Raw genomic sequence first — 17,001 nt, 5'->3', positions numbered from 1 at the left:
CGCGATACTGGGCCCGTGGCGACGCACGGTCCCGTCGAGACCGGCCCGCCCTTCGTCGGTCGCGAGCGGCAGGTGGCCGAGCTGGGCGAGCGGGTCGCCGGTGCGCGCGCCGGTCGCGGCGGCCTGGTCCTGGTCAGCGGCCCGGCCGGCATCGGCAAGACCCGCCTGGTCGAACGGGTCTGCGGCCCGGCGTCGGACCAGGTGCCCATGCGCTGGGGCCGCGCCGTCGACGAGCCGGGAGCGCCACCGCTGTGGCCGTGGCGCGCCGCGCTCGCGGCCCTGCCCGACGTCCCGGCCGAGCCGCTCGCCGACGCCGAGTCCGCCCGCTTCCGCTTCGTGGCCGACACCACGGACGCGCTGCTGCGCGCCGCCGAGCCGGCCGGGCTCGTCGTCGTACTGGAGGACCTGCACTGGGCCGACGAGACCTCGCTGCGCCTGCTGCGCCGGATCGCCGGCGAGGTCGCCGGCGCCGGGCTGGTGGTGGTCGCGACCTACCGGGACGGCGGGTCGGCCGGCCTGATGGCCGAGGCGCTGCCCGACCTGCTGCGCTGGTCGACCACCCACCCCTTGCCCCTGCCCCCGCTGGTCGAGCACGACGTCCGGGCCTACCTGGGACAGACCCTGCACCGGGCCGCCGACCCCGAGCACGTGCGGGGCGTGCTGCACCGGTCCGGCGGCAACCCGCTGTACCTGCGGGCGGTCACCGACCTGGTGCGTGGCGGGGCGTCGCCGGACCCGGCGGACGCCGACGCGAGCAGCCAGCTGCGGACCCTGGTGCGCGGCGTCGTGGCCGGGCTGCCCGAGGCCGCCGCCGAGCTGCTGGCCGCCGCGGCCGTGCTCGGCGAGCAGCTCGACGTCGCCGTCCTGGCGGCGGTCTGCGAGCGCCCCGAACCGGCCGTGCAGCGCGACCTGGACGAGGCGGTGCGCGCCGGCGTGCTGGCCGAGGTGCCCGACGTCGGAGCCGGCCGGCTCCGGTTCGTGCACGCCGTCGTCCGCGAGGGCGTGTACGCGGACCTCGACCGCTCGCAGCGCGAGGCGCTGCACCGGCACGCCGCCCTCGTCCTGCAGGAGCAGTCCGGGCACGACCCGGGTCGGGCCGGTCTGGTGGCCGGCCACTGGCTGCGCTGCGCCCGCGACCCGGCCGAGCTGCGGACGGCCGCCGCGTGGGCGGTCCGGGCCGCGGACGCCGCCACCCGCGCCTACGCGGACGCCGAGGCCGCGCGCTACCTCGCCATGGCGCTCGGCGAGCTGGAGCGGGCCGGGGCCGGTGACGGTGAACGCGCGGAGCTGCTGCTGCGGCTGGCCGACGCGCACTTCCGGGACGGCCGGGTGCGGGAGGCCAGCGAGTGCGCCGAGCAGGTCGTCGACCTGGCGCTCGCGGGGGACCGGCCGGACCTGCTCGCCCCGGCCGCCCTGGTCGTGCACGACGTCGCGGCGCCGGACGTGCTGCCACAGGTCCTGCGGCGGTGCGCCCGGGTACTCGAGCTCGACACCGACCTCGACGACCTGACGCGGTCGCGGCTGCTGTCGCTGCGGACCTCGGCGGCTGCCGACGCCGGACGCCCACAGGACGGTGCGCAGTGGTCGCGTGAGGCGCTCGAGCTCGCCGAGCGCAGCGGCGACGACATCGCGCTGGTGGAGGCGGCCCGGGCGCGGGACAAGGTCGTGGACTCGGCGTTCTCGCCCGACGAGCGGCTGCGGCTCGGGCAGGTCGCCGTCGAGACGGGCACCCGCAGCGGGCAGCCGATGACCGTCCTGTGGGGACACAAGTGGCGGATCGACGCCGCGCTCAACCTCGGCCGGATGGCCGCCGCGGACGCCGAGATCGCCGAGCTGGGGCTGCTGGCCCGCTCGTCCCGGCTGCCGCTGGTGCGCTGGCACGAGCTGCGGGTCCGGGCCTCGGTGACCGCCTTGCGCGGCGAGTTCGAGGAGGCGCTCGAGCTGAACGCACAGGCCGGCCGGCTGGGCGCCAGCGAGCTGTCCCAGGACCTGTCCGCCGCCGGGATGTCCGACGCGTTTCTGCTGGTGCACAGCGTCGCCACCGGTCAGCCGGTGGTCAGCGAGGAGTCGCTGGCGACGCTGCGGGCCGCGCCGCAGGAGCTCACCGTGGTGCGGGTCAGCGTCGCGCTGATGCTGCTGCAGCTGGGCCGCACGGACGAGGCCCGCGCGGCCTACGACGGCCTCGGGCTCACCATCGAGGACGTCGGACCCGAGCTGCGGCACGGCGTCCCGCTGAGCCAGGTGGCGCTGGTCAGTGCCTTCGGCGACGTCGCTGCCGCGGCGGCGCTGGAACCGCTGGTGGCGCAGTACGAGTGGGAGGTCGGTGACGCCGGGATCTACTGCTTCGGCTCGGCGCGCTGGTTCGCCGGCCGGCTCTCGGTCGTCCTGGAGCACTGGGACGACGCGGTGGAGCACTTCCAGTCGGCGCTGGCCACCGACACCAGGACCGGCGCCCGCCCGGCCGTCGCCCGGGACCGGGTGGGTCTGGCCGAGGCGCTGCTCGGCCGGTCCCGGACCCCACGGGCGCAGCCGGACGACGTCCCGCGGGCGCTCGCGGCCGCCACGGCCGGCGCCCGGGAGGCGCGGGCCCTGGACCTGCCCGGTCCCCTCGCCGAGGCCGTGGCGCTGCAGGAGCGGGCGAGAGCCGTGGCGCGCGACCGCGACCCGTTGAGCGGGCGCGAGCGCGAGGTCGCCGAGCTGGCCTCGCAGGGTCTGAGCAACAAGGAGATCGCCCGACGGCTCGTCCTGTCGGAGCGGACCGTGGAGAGCCACATGCGCAGCATCCTGGGCAAGCTGGGCCTGTCGAACCGGGTGCAGCTGGTGAGCGCTCGCCCGCGCGGCTAGTCCGTGGCGCTGAGCTGCAGGGCGCGCCTGATCCAGACCGGCGGGTCGTCGCGGTGGTAGATCCGCTCGTCCGGCTCGATCCGGTCCAGGAACGTCCGGTAGATCAGCGCCTGGCGCAGCGCCGCGAGGGGTGGCACCAGGGCGATGGCGCGCTCGACGTCCGCGTCCGGTCGGCGGGCGCGCCACTGCCGCACCCAGCCGGCCCGGACGGCGTCCTGCTGGTCCCCGGGCAGCCGCTCCAGGAAGGCCGGCAGGTCGAGCAGCGGGTGGCCGACGCCGCTGTCACCCCAGTCGAGCAGCAGCAGGCCGCCCGGGCCGTACCGCCAGTTGCCGGCGTGCAGGTCGCCGTGCACCAGGGTGTCGCCGAGCCCGCAGGCGTCCAGCTCGGCCACGAGGGCCGGCAGCCGGGCGGCGAGCCCGTCCACCCCGTCGAGCTCGCGCGGCTCGAGCCGGTCGCGGACGTCGTCGCGGGCGAGCAACGCGGACAGCGCGCCGGCCAGTGCGGGACCCCGCCAGTCGGGCAGCCTGAGGGCGAGCAGCTCGTCAGCGCGTCCGACCCACTCGTCCTGCAGGTCGACGACGGCCTCGACCATGTCGGCGAGCCGCGCCGGTCCGGCGGACCACTGGTCCTCGCCCGGCACGTCGGCCATCAGCACGGTGCCCGTCGCCGGGTCGGCCGCGAGCAGGTGCGGCACCAGCCGTGGGTGGCGCGCCGCGACCGCGGCGATGATGGCCCCCTCGTGCGCGAAGAACGGTGGCGCGCTCTTGCACCAGACCGGCCCCCGCGCGGTGGGCAGCCGCAGGATCGAGGACAGGTTCCACGTCTTGACCTGCTCGGCCGGCGCGGTGCGCGGCGTCCCCGCCCGGGAGAGCACATCGTCCGCCCAGGTCAGGATGGACGTCGGTCCGCCGGGTCGCGCCCACGGTGCCCGCAGCGGGTGGTCGTCGAGGGCGTCGCCCAGGACGGCCGCCGGCGGGGGCTCGAGGCCGGCCAGCTCCTCCGCGGTCAGGGCTCGCGTGCTCTGGGCGAGGTAGGTGACGGCGCCGCCCACGGGCTCGCGCGACCCGTCGTCGGCGGCGGGGGCCAGCACTCGCAGCACGAGCACGTCGAGGCCGTGCTGCTCCCGGACCGCGTGGACGAGCGGCTCGACGTCCGGCCACCACGGCGACGCGACCTCGACCGGCCCGAGCCGCCCGACCGGGTCGCCGCCGACGTCCAGCAGGACGAGCCGGGCCTGGCGGGGCGGGCGGGCTGCCGAGCTCACCGCAGCGACCAGTCCACCGGCTCGGCGCCCTGGGCGACCAGCAGCTCGTTGACCCGGCTGAACGGGCGCGACCCGAAGAACCCGCGGTCGGCGGACATCGGGCTCGGGTGGGCGCTGGCCACCACGGGGGTGTCCCCGAGCAGGGGTCGCAGGGTCTGCGCGTCCTTGCCCCACAGCAGCGCGACCAGCGGGGTGCCGCGGGCCACCAGCGCGCGGATGGCCTGGTCGGTCACGGCCTCCCAGCCCTTGCCCCGGTGGCTCGCGCTCGCTCCCGGCGCCACCGTCAGCACCCGGTTGAGCAGCAGCACGCCCTGGTCGGACCACGCGGTCAGGTCACCGTGCGGGGGCGGTGCCACGCCCAGGTCGGCGTTCAGCTCGCGGTAGATGTTCTGCAGGCTGCGCGGGATCGGCCGGACGTCGGGCGCCACCGAGAAGGACAGCCCGACGGCGTGACCGGGTGTCGGGTAGGGGTCCTGGCCGACGACGAGCACCCGGACGTCCGCGAACGGCCGCTCGAACGCGGCCAGCACCCGCTCGCCGGCCGGCAGGTACTGCCCGCCGCCGGCCAACTCGGCCCGCAGGAAGTCGCCCATCTGCGCGACCTGGTCGGCCACCGGCGCCAGCGCCTGCGCCCAGCCGTCGTCCATCAGCTCGCTCAGTGCCCTCGCCACGTCCGCACACGTTAGTGCGCGGCCCCCGAACCCTGCTGGCGCGGCGCGGGAGTGCGGGCGTAGATTACATACCGAGTCTAAGTATCTTTCTCTGGAGGCCCCGTGCCCAACCCCCGATACGACTCCGCCCACCCGCACTACAAGTGGGTCGCGCTGTCGAACACGACGCTCGGGGTGCTGCTGGCGACCGTGAACGCGTCCATCGTGCTGATCTCGCTGCCGGCGATCTTCCGCGGTATCCAGCTCGACCCGCTGCGGCCGTCCAACGTCAGCTACCTGCTCTGGATGCTGATGGGCTACCTGCTGGTCACCGCCGTCCTGGTCGTCTCGCTGGGCCGGCTCGGCGACATCTACGGCCGGGTCAAGATGTACAACGCGGGCTTCGCCGTGTTCGCCGCCGCCTCCGTCGCGCTCGCGCTCGTCCCGTGGACCGGCAGCGCGGGCGCCCTGTGGCTGATCGGCTTCCGCGTCGTCCAGGGCGTCGGCGGCGCGATGCTGATGGCGAACTCCACCGCGATCCTCACCGACGCCTTCCCGACCGAGCAGCGCGGCATGGCGCTGGGCATCAACCAGGTCGCGGCGCTCGCCGGCTCCTTCATCGGGCTCGTGCTCGGCGGCGTGCTGTCCGAGTGGCACTGGCGCTCGGTGTTCTGGGTCTCCGTGCCGATCGGCATCGTGGGCACCGTCTGGGCCTACCGGTCGCTGCACGAGCTCACCAGCCGCGGCAAGGGGAGCATCGACTGGGTCGGCAACGTCCTGTTCGGCGCCGGGCTGACGGCGATGCTGGCCGGCATCACCTACGGCATCCAGCCGTACGGCAGCCACGACACCGGGTGGACCAACCCGTGGGTGCTGGCCGGCCTGATCGGCGGTGCGGCCATGCTCGTGGCGTTCTGGTTCGTCGAGCGCCGGGTCACCTACCCGATGTTCCACCTCGAGCTCTTCCGCGACCGCACGTTCGCCTACGGCAATGCGGCCACCCTGCTGTCCTCCATCGCCCGCGGTGGCCTGCAGTTCATGCTGATCATCTGGCTGCAGGGCGTCTGGTTGCCGCTGCACGGCTACGACTACGAGTCCACCCCGCTGTGGGCCGGCATCTACCTGGTGCCGCTGACCATCGGCTTCCTGGTCTCGGGCCCGGTGTCCGGCCACCTGTCCGACAAGTACGGCTCCCGGCTGTTCGCGTTCGTCGGGCTGATGGTCGCTGCGGCGTCCTTCGTCGGCCTGCTGCTGCTGCCGGTGAACTTCCACTACGGCTGGTTCGCGGCGCTGATCGCGCTCAACGGCATCGGCTCGGGCCTGTTCGCCGCGCCCAACACCAGCGCGATCATGGGCAGCGTCCAGCCGCAGGACCGCGGCGCCGCCTCGGGGATGCGCGCCACCTTCATGAACGCCGGCATGCTGCTGTCGATCGGCATCTTCTTCTCGCTGATGATCGCCGGGCTGGCCAAGCACCTGCCCGCCCAGCTGAGCAGCAGCCTGACCGCGCAGGGCGTCCCGGCCGACACCGCGCACACGATCGCCGGGCTGCCGCCCGTGGGCAGCCTGTTCGCCGCCTTCCTCGGCTACAACCCGATGCGCGAGATGGTCGGCCCCGACGTGCTGGCGAAGCTGTCGCCGGACCACGCCGCGAACCTGGTCGGCAAGACGTTCTTCCCGCAGCTCATCTCCGGCCCGCTGCACGACGGCCTCGTCGTCGTGTTCCTGGCCGCCGCGGTGATGTGCGTGGCCGGCGCGCTGATGTCGCTGGTCAGGCCCAGCCCGCAGGTCGACGTCCGAACCGACGAGGAGGCCGCCGTGCAGGAGGTGCTGAGCGCGCACTGAGGGCCCCTAGACTTCCCTCTCGTGCACTCTTTCGACGCCGACGTCGAGGCCCTGAGCCAAGCCGTCCTGGACTACACGCTGCGCCGCTCGCGGATGAACCCGGTGCCGCTGGACGGCCCGCGCACGCAGGCGGAGCTCGACGAGGTGGCCGGGCAGACCATCACCGCCGACGGCCTCGGCGGCGTGGCGGCCCTCGAGCTCTTCACCAGAGAGCTCGCCCCGGCCTGCATCTCGACCGACCACCCGCGCTACCTGTCCTTCATCCCCTGTGCGCCCACCGAGGCCAGCACCCTGTTCGACCTGGTGGTCGGGGCGTCGTCCATCTACGGCGGGTCCTGGCTGGAGGGCGCCGGCGCGGTGCACGCGGAGAACGCGGCGCTGCGCTGGATCAGTGACCTGGCCGGGCTGCCCGAGTCGGCGGGCGGGGTGTTCGTGCCCGGCGGGACCATCGGCAACCTGTCCGCGCTCGTCGCCGCCCGGCACGCGGCCCGCCGCGAGGGCGGCGAGCAGCCGACCCGCTGGAAGGTCGCCGGCACCACCCAGGCGCACTCGTCCATCAAGAGCGCCTGCGACATCATGGACGTCGACTTCCTGGGCGTCCCGGTCGACGACGCCGGCCGGCTGACCGGCGAGAACCTGCGGGCGACGCTGGCGTCCACCGGCACCGACGGGCTGTTCGCGGTCGTCGCCACCGCCGGCACGACGAACTTCGGCATCGTCGACGACCTCGCGTCGGTCGCGGCGGTCTGCGCCGAGCTCGGCGTCTGGTTCCACGTGGACGGCGCCTACGGCGGCGCCGGGCTGGCCGCCCCCAGCATCCGGGCCCGCTACGACGGCATCGAGCAGGCCGACTCGTTCATCGTGGACCCGCACAAGTGGCTGTTCGCGCCGTTCGACTGCTGCGCGCTGATCTACCGCGACCCCCAGCTCGGCCGGGCCGCGCACACCCAGAAGGCCGGCTACCTCGACGTGCTGACCGAGTCGGCCGAGTTCAACCCGTCCGACTACTCGGTCGGGCTGACCCGGCGGGCGCGCGGGCTGCCGTTCTGGTTCAGCCTCGCCACCCACGGTACGGACGCCTACGCCGCCGCGGTCGAGCGCACCCTCGAGGTGACCCGGTTCGCCGCCGCGCAGGTCGAGCAGCGCGACTACCTGGAGCTGCTGCGCGAGCCCGACACCTCGGTCGTCGTGTTCCGCCGGGTGGGCTGGACGCCGCAGCAGTACCAGCGCTGGTCGGACCGCCTGCTGCTGGCGAACTTCGCGTTCGTCGTCCCGACCACGCACGAGGGGGAGACCGTCACCCGGTTCGCCATCGTCAACCCGAACACCAGCGAGGCGGACATCTCGACGATCCTGGACACGATGGCCTAGGGGGTTGGCGCAGGGGCTGGCATTCACCCAGCGGGTCGAATGACATCGGTGTGGTTCACCGTCTACCCTGGTGGGCATGGATGCCGCGACGACCGACCCCCGCACCGCTGGCCACGGCTCTGCCGGGGTGGGCGAGGCGTCGGGCCTGAGCGAGCGGGACGCCGAGATCCTGGCCTTCGAGCGTCAGTGGTGGAAGTACGCCGGCGCCAAGGAGCAGGCGATCCGCGAGCTGTTCGACATGTCCGCCACCCGGTACTACCAGGTGCTCAACGCGCTGATCGACCGGCAGGACGCGCTGGAGCTCGACCCGATGCTGGTCAAGCGGCTGCGCCGCATGCGCGCCTCGCGTCAGCGGGCCCGCTCGGCCCGTCGCCTCGGCATGAAGGTCTGACCCTGAGGGCGTTCGCAGCATGAGCCAGACGTTCCACGAGCGCCGCGGCGCGCACCGTCCACCGGGCCTGGGCCCGGCCGGTGCCGTCCCCTGGTTGGTCGCGGCCGTGGCGGTCGTGCTGATCGTGGTGTGGGCCACCGGCTGGTGGGGTGGCGGCGGGACCGATGAGGCCAGCTCGAACACGGGCGTGACCTCGGGGGCGACCGGCACCACGACCAAGGGCACCTCCACCAAGTCCTCGTCGAGCACGAAGACCGCCTCACCGACCAGCACGAAGTCCGCGAGCACCACCCAGACGCCGACGGTGGACCACAGCCAGCCGGTCGCGGTGCTGAACGCCACCAAGCGCGGCGGGTTGGCCGCCGGTGCGGCGACCAAGCTGCGCAACGCGGGCTGGACGATCCGGAGCACCGGCAACTACACCGGCTCCGTCACCGGCACGACGATCTTCTACGGCAAGGGCTCGCTGCAGGCGACGGCGCAGGCCGTCGCCGACGACCTGGGCAGCCCCGCCGCGGTGCAGGAGTCCGCGGACTTCGGCTCGTCCCGGGTCACTGCGGTGCTGGGCGCCGACTACCCGAGCTGACCGACTCGCCCGGTCTCAGGTACCCGCCCTCGACCAGTCCGGCGCGCACCTCGAACACGTTGGCCAGCGCGAAGTCCCGCACCTTCCACCACGACAGCAGGCTGGCCACCCCGTACGCGACCGGGAACCCGAGCATGCCGAGCCAGCACGCCCACTGGCCGCTGTGCCGCGACTCGTGGGTCAGCAGCAGCGGGCGGCGGGCCAGGCGCTCGTCGTCCAGCCGGAGCAGGACGACGTCCCCGATCGTCACCGCGGGGGCCCGCGGAGCCGGGAAGCGGGAGCGGTAGCCGGTGGCCACCCAGGTGCCGCGCGGCCCGGGCACCAGCCGGGCGTGGCCCGACCTGGCCAGGGCCAGCCCGACCGGCGTGGCCAACGTGAGCACGTTCACCACCCGACGGGTCCAGTCCCGGCTGCTCAGCCTCATGGCGCCCATGATCGTCCGGCGCGGCGCGCGGCGGTAGGGGTCCAGGCATTTGCACTCGGGGGTGCCGAGTGCTAATCATTGACCTAGCACTCGCACGACGTGAGTGCTACCTGACGTCGACCGATCAGTGAGGCCGTCGAGCGTCGCGTGACCAGAGCGCGGCAACGGCGGTCGTCCGTCGCGGGCACCGACCGGTCACCACCACCCGATCACGGGAGGAACCCGAAGCATGGCCAAGATCATCGCCTTCGACGAGGAGGCCCGCCGCGGGCTCGAGCGGGGCATGAACGCCCTCGCCGACGCCGTCCGGGTCACGCTCGGCCCGAAGGGACGCAACGTCGTCCTGGAGAAGAAGTGGGGCGCCCCCACGATCACCAACGACGGTGTCAGCATCGCCAAGGAGATCGAGCTCGACGACCCCTACGAGAAGATCGGCGCCGAGCTGGTCAAGGAGGTCGCCAAGAAGACGGACGACGTCGCCGGTGACGGCACGACGACCGCCACGGTGCTGGCTCAGGCGATGGTGCGCGAGGGTCTGCGCAACGTGGCTGCCGGCGCCAACCCGATGGCCCTCAAGCGCGGCATCGAGCAGGCCGTCGAGGCCGTGTCCGACCAGCTGCTGGCCTCGGCCCGCGAGGTCGAGACCAAGGAGCAGATCGCGCAGACCGCCGGCATCTCGGCCGGTGACTCCTCGATCGGCGAGCTCATCGCCGAGGCGATGGACAAGGTCGGCAAGGAAGGTGTCATCACCGTCGAGGAGTCGAACACCTTCGGCCTCGAGCTCGAGCTCACCGAGGGTATGCGCTTCGACAAGGGCTACATCTCGGCGTACTTCGTCACCGACACCGAGCGCATGGAGACCGAGCTCGAGGACCCCTACATCCTCGTCGCGAACTCCAAGATCTCGACCGTCAAGGACCTGCTGCCGCTGCTCGAGAAGGTCATGCAGTCCGGCAAGCCGCTGGTCATCATCGCGGAGGACGTGGACGGCGAGGCTCTCTCGACGCTCATCGTCAACAAGATCCGTGGCACCTTCAAGTCCGTCGCCGTCAAGGCCCCGGGCTTCGGTGACCGCCGCAAGGCCATGCTCGCCGACATCGCCACCCTGACCGGTGGTGAGGTCATCAGCGAGGAGGTCGGCCTGAAGCTGGAGAACACCGGCATCGAGCTGCTCGGCCGGGCCCGCAAGGTGGTCATCACCAAGGACGAGACGACCATCGTCGAGGGTGCTGGCGACGCCGAGGCGATCGCCGGCCGGGTCAACCAGATCCGCGCCGAGATCGAGAAGTCGGATTCGGACTACGACCGCGAGAAGCTGCAGGAGCGGCTGGCCAAGCTGGCCGGCGGCGTCGCCGTCATCAAGGCCGGCGCAGCGACCGAGGTCGAGCTGAAGGAGCGCAAGCACCGCATCGAGGACGCGGTGCGCAACGCGAAGGCCGCCGTGGAGGAGGGCATCGTCGCCGGTGGTGGCGTCGCTCTCATCCAGGCCGGCAAGACCGCCTTCGACAAGCTCGAGCTCGAGGGTGACGAGGCCACTGGCGCGAACATCGTCAAGGTCGCCGTCGAGGCTCCGCTGAAGCAGATCGCGATCAACGCCGGTCTCGAGGGTGGGGTCGTGGCCGAGAAGGTCCGCAACCTCGAGTCGGGCTGGGGTCTGAACGCCGCGACCGGCGAGTACGTCGACATGCTGCAGGCCGGCATCAACGACCCGGTCAAGGTGACCCGGTCCGCGCTGCAGAACGCCGCGTCGATCGCCGCGCTGTTCCTGACGACCGAGGCCGTCATCGCCGACAAGCCGGAGAAGGCCGCTCCGGCCATGCCCGGTGGCGACGGTGGCATGGGCGGCATGGACTTCTGAGTCCCGCCGCGCTGGCTCACAGCGTCTGAACGACCCGAACCCCCTGTCCACATGGTGGACAGGGGGTTCGGTGTTCCCCGCGATTGTCCACAGCGGTCGTCCCCAGCGCGTCCACAGCCTGTTGATGACGGCAGGGGACGGCGGCGCGCTGGGGGACGCCACTCCCGTCCCACGGCCGGTTCGTCGTCCACATGTGATCCACACCTGGTCCACAGGATGATCCACAAGCCGGCGGCGACCCGGCCAAAATTCTTCCGACGAGATCTCGCCAAAACCCTTGCGCGGCAGTCGGATCGGAGGATAGAAATCTCCCACACCGCAGAACGCATGCGGGGCCGGAAGACCGGGGCAACCCGAGCGGAAGGCGCCGACAGCAGACTGAGGTGGGCGGTCAGGAGACCGGTGCTCCACCCCCGAGCGGCTTGCCGAGCGGGCGACGTCGATGACGAGACGTCGGGAGCGCACGGGCCTGGTCGAGCGTGGCACGTCGTTCGGAGTCCCGGTGGCCTCGGCTGTCGGATAGGCCGGACGCGGCGGGCGTCATCCCGGGTGATGGCAGGGTCGGTTCGCCGGCCAGGTGATCATGGCGACGCACACGCGAGGCCCCTCCAACTCATACTTGGAGGGGCCTCGTTCGCGTGGTGCCACCACCTTTCTACCCGGTTCGCGCCGCCGATAGGTGTCGCCACGCCGACCCTGGCGTGAACGGACCCCGACAGTGAGTCCGGCTCAGCGGAACATCGCGGCGTTCTGCTGCTCCGCGGCGGCGTACTGCTGCCCCGCCTGGGCGAGCAGCTGGCCGATGTGGTCCAACGCCTCGCGCACCCGCACCTGCGTCCCCCGCCACTCGACCGCGACCGCGTGGAAGCGGCCGGACGCCTCGCCGCGCCAGGCGTCCTGCAGCGCGGTGAGCTCGCTGGTCATCCGGCTGACGGCGCTGTCGATGTCCGCGCCGATCCGCTGCACGGTGCCGCTCGCGCCGCTGATCCGGTCGGTGTCGACCTGGAACTGGCTGCTCATGAAGGCCCCTCTCGTCGTCCTGCTGGGTGTGTCCCTCCGACGCTAGGGGAGGTCGCGACGACCGCGCTGCGGTCATCCACAGGCTCGGGCTCACCTACGCTGCGCTGGTGGCCGTCCTCATCGACCCTCCCGCGTGGCCGGCGCACGGCCGCCTCTGGTCGCACCTGGTCAGCGACGTGTCGTACGAGGAGCTGCACGCGTTCGCCGCCGCCGCCGGGGTGCCGCGGCGGGCGTTCGAGGGCGACCACTACGACGTGCCCCAGGAGCGGTACCACGCCCTGGTCGCGGCCGGCGCCCGCGCGGTGGCCGGGCGCGACCTGCTGCTCGGCCTGCAGCGCAGTGGGCTGCGGGTGCCCAAGCGCAAGGGCGAACGCGTCCTGCGCACCTGGCCGGACGGGCACCTGCTGCCCGACGTCGGCCCGCACCGGGTCGACGTCATCGCCTCGCGGCTGGGGCCACCGGCGGACACCACGGTCGGCGTGGCCCTGCTGGCCCGGGCCGGGGGCCGGTTCGCGCTGGCCGACGACGCACTGCCCGCGCTCCCCGACCCTCAGCGCGGTCAGCCGCTCGGCCACCTGCGTGCACGGTTCGGTCCCGAGCCCGCCAGCCGCAAGCTGCACGTCGCGCTGCGCGGGGTCAGCCCCGCCGAGCTCATCGCCGCCCTGGCGGAGCAGCAGCCCCTGCGCTGGGCGGCGGCCGAGGAGCTGGCGGACCTGCCGGCGCTGACCTACTGGCTGCCGCTGCTGGACCGGCTGCGCGGGCCCCGCTGAGGCACCAGGCGCCGGCGCCCCAGCCGCCCGCCGCTCACCCCAGGTCGCGCAGCTCGGCCTCGACGTTCGCGCGCGCCGACGCCTCCCAGCGCTCGTGCGCCGACGGCGTCCGGTAGATCGCCGGCCGCTCGAGCAGGCCGCGCAGCAGCGCGGCCCGGCCAGCGCGGAACGCGACGTCCGGCACGGCGGCGTACTCGCGGCGGACGTCGGCGGCGTACACCGAGTAGCGGTGCTCCGGGCTGGCCAGGACGGCGAGGTCGGCGTCACTGAGCACCTGCCCGTCGGCGTCGTGCTGCTCGGGAGCGTGGTGGGCCGTCATCCGGACCAGGTCGCCGACGTGCAGCACGCGGTCCGGGTCGGACTCCCAGCCGGCCAGCGTCGCCGTGGCCAGCCGGGCGCTGGCCTCCTCGTTGTCGTCCGCGCCGATCTCGTACACCGCGTCGTGCCACCACGCCGCCAGCACCACGGCCGACAGGTCGTGCGCGTGCTCGGCGAGCAGCGCCACCGCGGCCAGCACCTCTGACAGGTGCCGCTGGTCGTGGTAGGCCCGGTGCGGCTCCTCGTAGCGGGCCAGCAGCTCCAGGCCGGCCGCCTCGAGGTCCGTCCGGTCGATGCCGGGCGCCATCCGGCGCGCGTGCCGTACCCATCCGCCGAGCAGCTCCATGCGCGCCATTGTCGCGGACAGCGCGCCGATGATCCACGAGGTGCGGGTGCGTGCCGCGTGCGATGCTGTCGCCATGAGCGCCGACGAGGCCTGGTCGAGCGCGCAGGTGCTGGGGGAGAGCCTGCGCGGCACCGGCTACCTGCCCGACCCCGGCCTGTCCACGGTCGCCTGGCTGGCCATGCGGCTGCACCGCCCGCTGCTGCTCGAGGGCGAGCCCGGCACCGGCAAGACCGCCCTGGCCGAGGCCCTCGCCCAGGTCACCGGCGCCCCGCTGATCCGGCTCCAGTGCTACGAGGGCATCGACGCCAGCCAGGCGCTGTACGACTGGGACGTCACCCGCCAGGTCCTGCACCTGCGTGCGCTCGAAGCCACCCGTGGTGACCAGCGGATCGACGTCGAGGCCGCCGAGCGCTCGCTGTTCGACGAGCGGTTCCTGCTGGCCCGGCCGGTGCTGGCCGCGCTGCGCACCAGCCCCAGCGTGCTGCTGGTCGACGAGATCGACCGCGCGGACGACGAGTTCGAGGCGTTCCTGCTCGAGGTGCTCTCCACGTACGCCGTGACCATCCCCGAGCTCGGCACCGTCACCGCGGCCCAGCCACCGATCGTGGTGCTCACCAGCAACCGGACCCGCGAGGTGCACGACGCGCTCAAGCGGCGCTGCCTCTACCACTGGGTCGAGCACCCCGGACTGGTCCGCGAGATCGAGATCGTCCGGTCCCGCGTGCCGCAGGTGCCGCAGCGCCTCGCCGAGCAGGTCGCCGCGGCCGCCCAGCGGCTGCGCACCATCGGGCTGCTGAAGCCGCCCGGCGTCGCCGAGTCGCTGGACTGGGCGCGCTGCCTCGTCGAGCTCGGCGCGCAGGAGCTGGACACCGAGGTCGCCGCCACCACCCTGGGCGCCGTGCTGAAGTACCGCGAGGACGCCGACCGGGTCCGCCAGGACCTGGCCCGGCTGCTTGCCGGCTGACATGCCTGACGTCGCGGTGCCCGACGTCGCCACGCCTGATGTCGCGACCGTGCTGGCGGGGTTCGCCCGCACGCTGCGCGCGGCCGGCGTCCCGGTCACCCCGGACCGGACGACGGCGTTCCTGACCGCGGCCGCCGAGGTCGGCGCGGCGGACCGGGCGGGCGTCTACTGGGCCGGGCGGGCCACCTTGTGCGGTGACCCGGACCATCTGCGGCTGTACGACCTGGCCTTCGACGACTGGTTCGGCGGACGTCGCCCTCGCCCCCGCGGCGCCGACGCGCCGACCCCGCTGCCGCCGTCCACCATGGCGTCGCTGGAGAGCGACTCGGGTCGCTCCGGCGACCCCGAGGACCTGGACGACGACCCGGTGCGCGCCGCGGCCAGCGCCACCGAGGTGCTGCGGCACCGCGACGTCGCCGACCTCGACGAGGGCGGCCGCGCCCAGATGCGCCGGCTCCTCGCCGAGCTCGACGTCCAGATGCCGAGCCGGCGCTCCGCCCGGCGGCGGTCCTCAGCCCGCGGCGAGCTCGACGTCCGCCGCACCCTGCGCGAGGAGCTGCGCCGTGGCGGCGAGCCCGGCCCGCTGCGCTATCGGCGCGCCGGGCGCCGTCCGCGCCGGGTGGTCTGGCTCGTCGACGTGTCCGGCTCGATGGCGCCCTACGCCGACGTGCTGCTGCGGCTCGCGCACGCCCAGGTCCGGGCCGGAGTTGGGCAGGGGCGCTCGCGCGTCGAGGTGTTCACGGTCGGCACCCGGCTGACCCGGGTCACGCCGTCGTTCGCCCACCGCGACGTCGAGCGGGCGCTGCGGGCGGCCGGCGAGCAGGTGCCGGACTGGTCCGGCGGCACCCGGCTCGGCGAGACGCTCGCCGCGTTCGTGGAGCGCTGGGGACGTCGGGGGGTGGCGCGCGGGGCGGTCGTCGTGATCTGCTCCGACGGCTGGGAGCGCGGCGACCCCGCGCAGCTCGGCGAGCAGGTCCACCAGCTGCACCGGCTGGCTCACCGGCTGGTCTGGGTGAACCCGCACCGCGGCAAGGAGGGCTACCAACCCGTGCAGGGCGGGATGGCTGCGGTGCTGCCGTACGTTGACGACTTCGTGGCGGGGCACTCGGTGGCGTCGTACGCCCGGCTCATGGAGGTGGTCGCGGGTGCGTGAGGTCCTGGACGAGCTGCTCGGCTGGTGGCGGGACGGCAAACCGTCCGCGATGGCCACGGTCGTCGCGACCTGGCAGTCGGCGCCGCGCCCCGCTGGCGCCTCGATGCTGGTCGGTCCGGACGGCGAGGCCGTCGGCAGCGTGAGCGGCGGCTGCGTCGAGGGCGCCGTCTACGAGCTCGGCCAGCAGGTCATCGCCGACGGCGTGCCGGTCCTGCAGCGCTACGGGGTCAGCGACGACGACGCCTTCGCGGTCGGCCTGACCTGCGGCGGCATCCTGGACGTCCTGGTGCAGCGGGTCGACCCGCTGACCTTTCCCGAGCTGGGTCAGGTCGCGGACGACGTCCGGGCCGGTCGCCCCGTCGCGGTGTGCACCGTCATCGAGCACCCGGACCCGGCGCTGGTCGGCAGCCGGCTCGTCGTGCACCCCGACGACGACTCCGAGCCGACGGTCGGCCGGCTGGTCTCCGAGCGCGCCACCGACGCCGTCGCGGACGACGCGCGCGGTCTGCTGGCCGCCGGCCGCACCGAGACGCTGACGTACGGTCCGGACGGCGAGCGGCGCGGCGAGGGGATGCGGGTGTTCGTCGCGTCGTACGCGCCGAAGCCGCGGATGCTGGTGTTCGGGGCGATCGACTTCGCCGCCGCGGTGGCCCGGGTGGGCTCGTTCCTCGGCTACCACGTGACCGTCTGCGACGCCCGGCCCGTGTTCGCTACCGCGACGCGGTTCCCGGAGGCCGACGAGGTCGTCGTGCGCTGGCCGCACCAGTACCTGCGAGCCGAGGCGGACGCCGGGCGGGTCGACGAGCGCGCGGTGCTCGCCGTGCTCACCCACGACCCGAAGTTCGACGTGCCGCTGCTGGAGGTCGCGCTCGAGCTGGACGTCGCCTACGTCGGTGCGATGGGGTCGCGGCGGACCCACGACGACCGGGTCAAGCGGCTGCAGGAGGCCGGGGTGAGTGCCGCCGCGCTGGCGCGGCTGAGCTCGCCGATCGGGCTGGACCTCGGCGCCCGCACCCCGGAGGAGACGGCGATCTCGATCGCGGCGGAGATCGTCCAGCTGCGCTGGGGCGGTCGCGGCAGTCGGCTCGTCGAGCTCGCCGGGCCGATCCACCACGTGGCACCACACGCATCACCGGACGTATCACCGGACGTATCACCAGAAGCCACCGCGGGCTCTTCCTGACCGAGTGGCCGCG

At 73.8% G+C, this 17,001-nt stretch carries 14 protein-coding genes and 1 pseudogene; 10 read left to right on the top strand and 5 right to left on the bottom strand.

From position 1 onward, the window contains the following. Positions 1–15: 15 nt before the first annotated feature. On the top strand, positions 16–2,844 hold the full coding sequence (locus ABEB17_RS17985; protein ID WP_345718126.1) for an ATP-binding protein: 2,829 nt from the start codon (positions 16–18) through the stop codon (positions 2,842–2,844). Here the strand turns inward: ABEB17_RS17985 and ABEB17_RS17980 are convergent. Then, positions 2,841–4,109 carry a phosphotransferase gene (locus tag ABEB17_RS17980; RefSeq protein ID WP_345718125.1) on the bottom strand — a complete coding sequence of 423 codons (1,269 nt, stop codon included), beginning with the start codon at positions 4,107–4,109 and terminating at the stop codon, positions 2,841–2,843. The two genes, ABEB17_RS17985 and ABEB17_RS17980, sit on opposite strands and share 4 nt — an antisense overlap. After that, on the bottom strand, positions 4,106–4,780 hold the full coding sequence (locus tag ABEB17_RS17975) for a uracil-DNA glycosylase (protein ID WP_345718124.1): 675 nt from the start codon (positions 4,778–4,780) through the stop codon (positions 4,106–4,108). The genes ABEB17_RS17980 and ABEB17_RS17975 overlap by 4 nt, the downstream gene beginning before the upstream one ends. Before the next feature lie 102 nt (positions 4,781–4,882). Here ABEB17_RS17975 and ABEB17_RS17970 point away from each other — a divergent pair, with 102 nt between their 5' ends. The 4 genes from ABEB17_RS17970 (at position 4,883) to ABEB17_RS17955 (ending at position 8,952) form a co-directional block, all read left to right on the top strand. Next, positions 4,883–6,604, top strand: coding sequence for an MFS transporter (locus tag ABEB17_RS17970; RefSeq protein WP_345718123.1), 1,722 nt, complete (start codon positions 4,883–4,885; stop codon positions 6,602–6,604). A 21-nt stretch (positions 6,605–6,625) separates the two neighbouring features. After that, positions 6,626–7,975 carry a pyridoxal phosphate-dependent decarboxylase family protein gene (locus ABEB17_RS17965; protein WP_345718122.1) on the top strand — a complete coding sequence of 450 codons (1,350 nt, stop codon included), beginning with the start codon at positions 6,626–6,628 and terminating at the stop codon, positions 7,973–7,975. Between the two features lie 76 nt (positions 7,976–8,051). Next, a complete protein-coding gene (gene napA, locus ABEB17_RS17960) occupies positions 8,052–8,366 on the top strand; it encodes a nucleoid-associated protein NapA (protein ID WP_345718121.1) in 315 nt (104 codons plus the stop codon). Between the two features lie 19 nt (positions 8,367–8,385). Beyond that, positions 8,386–8,952, top strand: a complete 567-nt coding sequence (locus ABEB17_RS17955) for a LytR C-terminal domain-containing protein (RefSeq protein WP_345718120.1) — start codon at positions 8,386–8,388, stop codon at positions 8,950–8,952. On the opposite strand, the gene ABEB17_RS17950 is transcribed toward ABEB17_RS17955, so the two are convergent. Then, positions 8,918–9,376 (bottom strand): hypothetical protein, encoded by a 459-nt coding sequence (locus tag ABEB17_RS17950; protein ID WP_345718119.1) that lies wholly within the window; start codon positions 9,374–9,376, stop codon positions 8,918–8,920. The two genes, ABEB17_RS17955 and ABEB17_RS17950, sit on opposite strands and share 35 nt — an antisense overlap. A 229-nt stretch (positions 9,377–9,605) precedes the next feature. On the opposite strand from ABEB17_RS17950, the gene groL reads away from it, so the two are divergent. After that, positions 9,606–11,234 carry a chaperonin GroEL gene (gene groL / locus ABEB17_RS17945; protein WP_345718118.1) on the top strand — a complete coding sequence of 543 codons (1,629 nt, stop codon included), beginning with the start codon at positions 9,606–9,608 and terminating at the stop codon, positions 11,232–11,234. A gap of 729 nt (positions 11,235–11,963) precedes the next feature. Here the strand turns inward: groL and ABEB17_RS17940 are convergent. Further along, the gene (locus ABEB17_RS17940) at positions 11,964–12,254 is read right to left on the bottom strand and encodes a WXG100 family type VII secretion target (protein WP_345718117.1); all 291 of its coding nucleotides are present in this window, start codon (positions 12,252–12,254) and stop codon (positions 11,964–11,966) included. A gap of 107 nt (positions 12,255–12,361) precedes the next feature. On the opposite strand from ABEB17_RS17940, the pseudogene ABEB17_RS17935 reads away from it, so the two are divergent. After that, a pseudogene (locus ABEB17_RS17935) lies at positions 12,362–12,619 on the top strand (DUF4031 domain-containing protein); the annotation flags it as partial. A gap of 439 nt (positions 12,620–13,058) precedes the next feature. On the opposite strand, the gene ABEB17_RS17930 reads toward ABEB17_RS17935, so the two are convergent. After that, positions 13,059–13,763, bottom strand: a complete 705-nt coding sequence (locus ABEB17_RS17930) for an HD domain-containing protein (RefSeq protein WP_345718116.1) — start codon at positions 13,761–13,763, stop codon at positions 13,059–13,061. Between ABEB17_RS17930 and ABEB17_RS17925 the strand changes: the two genes are divergently transcribed. Genes ABEB17_RS17925 through ABEB17_RS17915 form a run of 3 tightly spaced genes read left to right on the top strand, consistent with a single transcriptional unit; the run spans position 13,762 to position 16,988 of the window. Then, a complete protein-coding gene (locus ABEB17_RS17925) occupies positions 13,762–14,652 on the top strand; it encodes an AAA family ATPase (RefSeq protein WP_345718115.1) in 891 nt (296 codons plus the stop codon). The two genes, ABEB17_RS17930 and ABEB17_RS17925, sit on opposite strands and share 2 nt — an antisense overlap. Position 14,653: 1 nt before the next feature. Continuing rightward, a complete protein-coding gene (locus ABEB17_RS17920; RefSeq protein ID WP_345718114.1) occupies positions 14,654–15,805 on the top strand; it encodes a vWA domain-containing protein in 1,152 nt (383 codons plus the stop codon). Continuing rightward, the gene (locus tag ABEB17_RS17915) at positions 15,798–16,988 is read left to right on the top strand and encodes an XdhC family protein (RefSeq protein WP_345718113.1); all 1,191 of its coding nucleotides are present in this window, start codon (positions 15,798–15,800) and stop codon (positions 16,986–16,988) included. The genes ABEB17_RS17920 and ABEB17_RS17915 overlap by 8 nt, the downstream gene beginning before the upstream one ends. Positions 16,989–17,001 lie beyond the last annotated feature (13 nt).

The organism is Angustibacter luteus (genome assembly GCF_039541115.1).
Classification (GTDB): domain Bacteria; phylum Actinomycetota; class Actinomycetes; order Actinomycetales; family Angustibacteraceae; genus Angustibacter; species Angustibacter luteus.
The sequence above is the reverse complement of the archived record's forward strand: the minus strand, read 5'-3'. Positions and strand labels throughout refer to the sequence as shown.

Coding starts and splice junctions, on each gene's coding strand:
- ABEB17_RS17920 (WP_345718114.1), top strand. CDS start 14,654: ATGCCTGACGTCGCGGTGCCCGACGTCGCCACGCCTGATGTCGCGACC.
- napA (WP_345718121.1), top strand. CDS start 8,052: ATGGATGCCGCGACGACCGACCCCCGCACCGCTGGCCACGGCTCTGCC.
- groL (WP_345718118.1), top strand. CDS start 9,606: ATGGCCAAGATCATCGCCTTCGACGAGGAGGCCCGCCGCGGGCTCGAG.
- ABEB17_RS17950 (WP_345718119.1), bottom strand. CDS start 9,376: ATGAGGCTGAGCAGCCGGGACTGGACCCGTCGGGTGGTGAACGTGCTC.
- ABEB17_RS17955 (WP_345718120.1), top strand. CDS start 8,386: ATGAGCCAGACGTTCCACGAGCGCCGCGGCGCGCACCGTCCACCGGGC.
- ABEB17_RS17940 (WP_345718117.1), bottom strand. CDS start 12,254: ATGAGCAGCCAGTTCCAGGTCGACACCGACCGGATCAGCGGCGCGAGC.
- ABEB17_RS17925 (WP_345718115.1), top strand. CDS start 13,762: ATGAGCGCCGACGAGGCCTGGTCGAGCGCGCAGGTGCTGGGGGAGAGC.
- ABEB17_RS17930 (WP_345718116.1), bottom strand. CDS start 13,763: ATGGCGACAGCATCGCACGCGGCACGCACCCGCACCTCGTGGATCATC.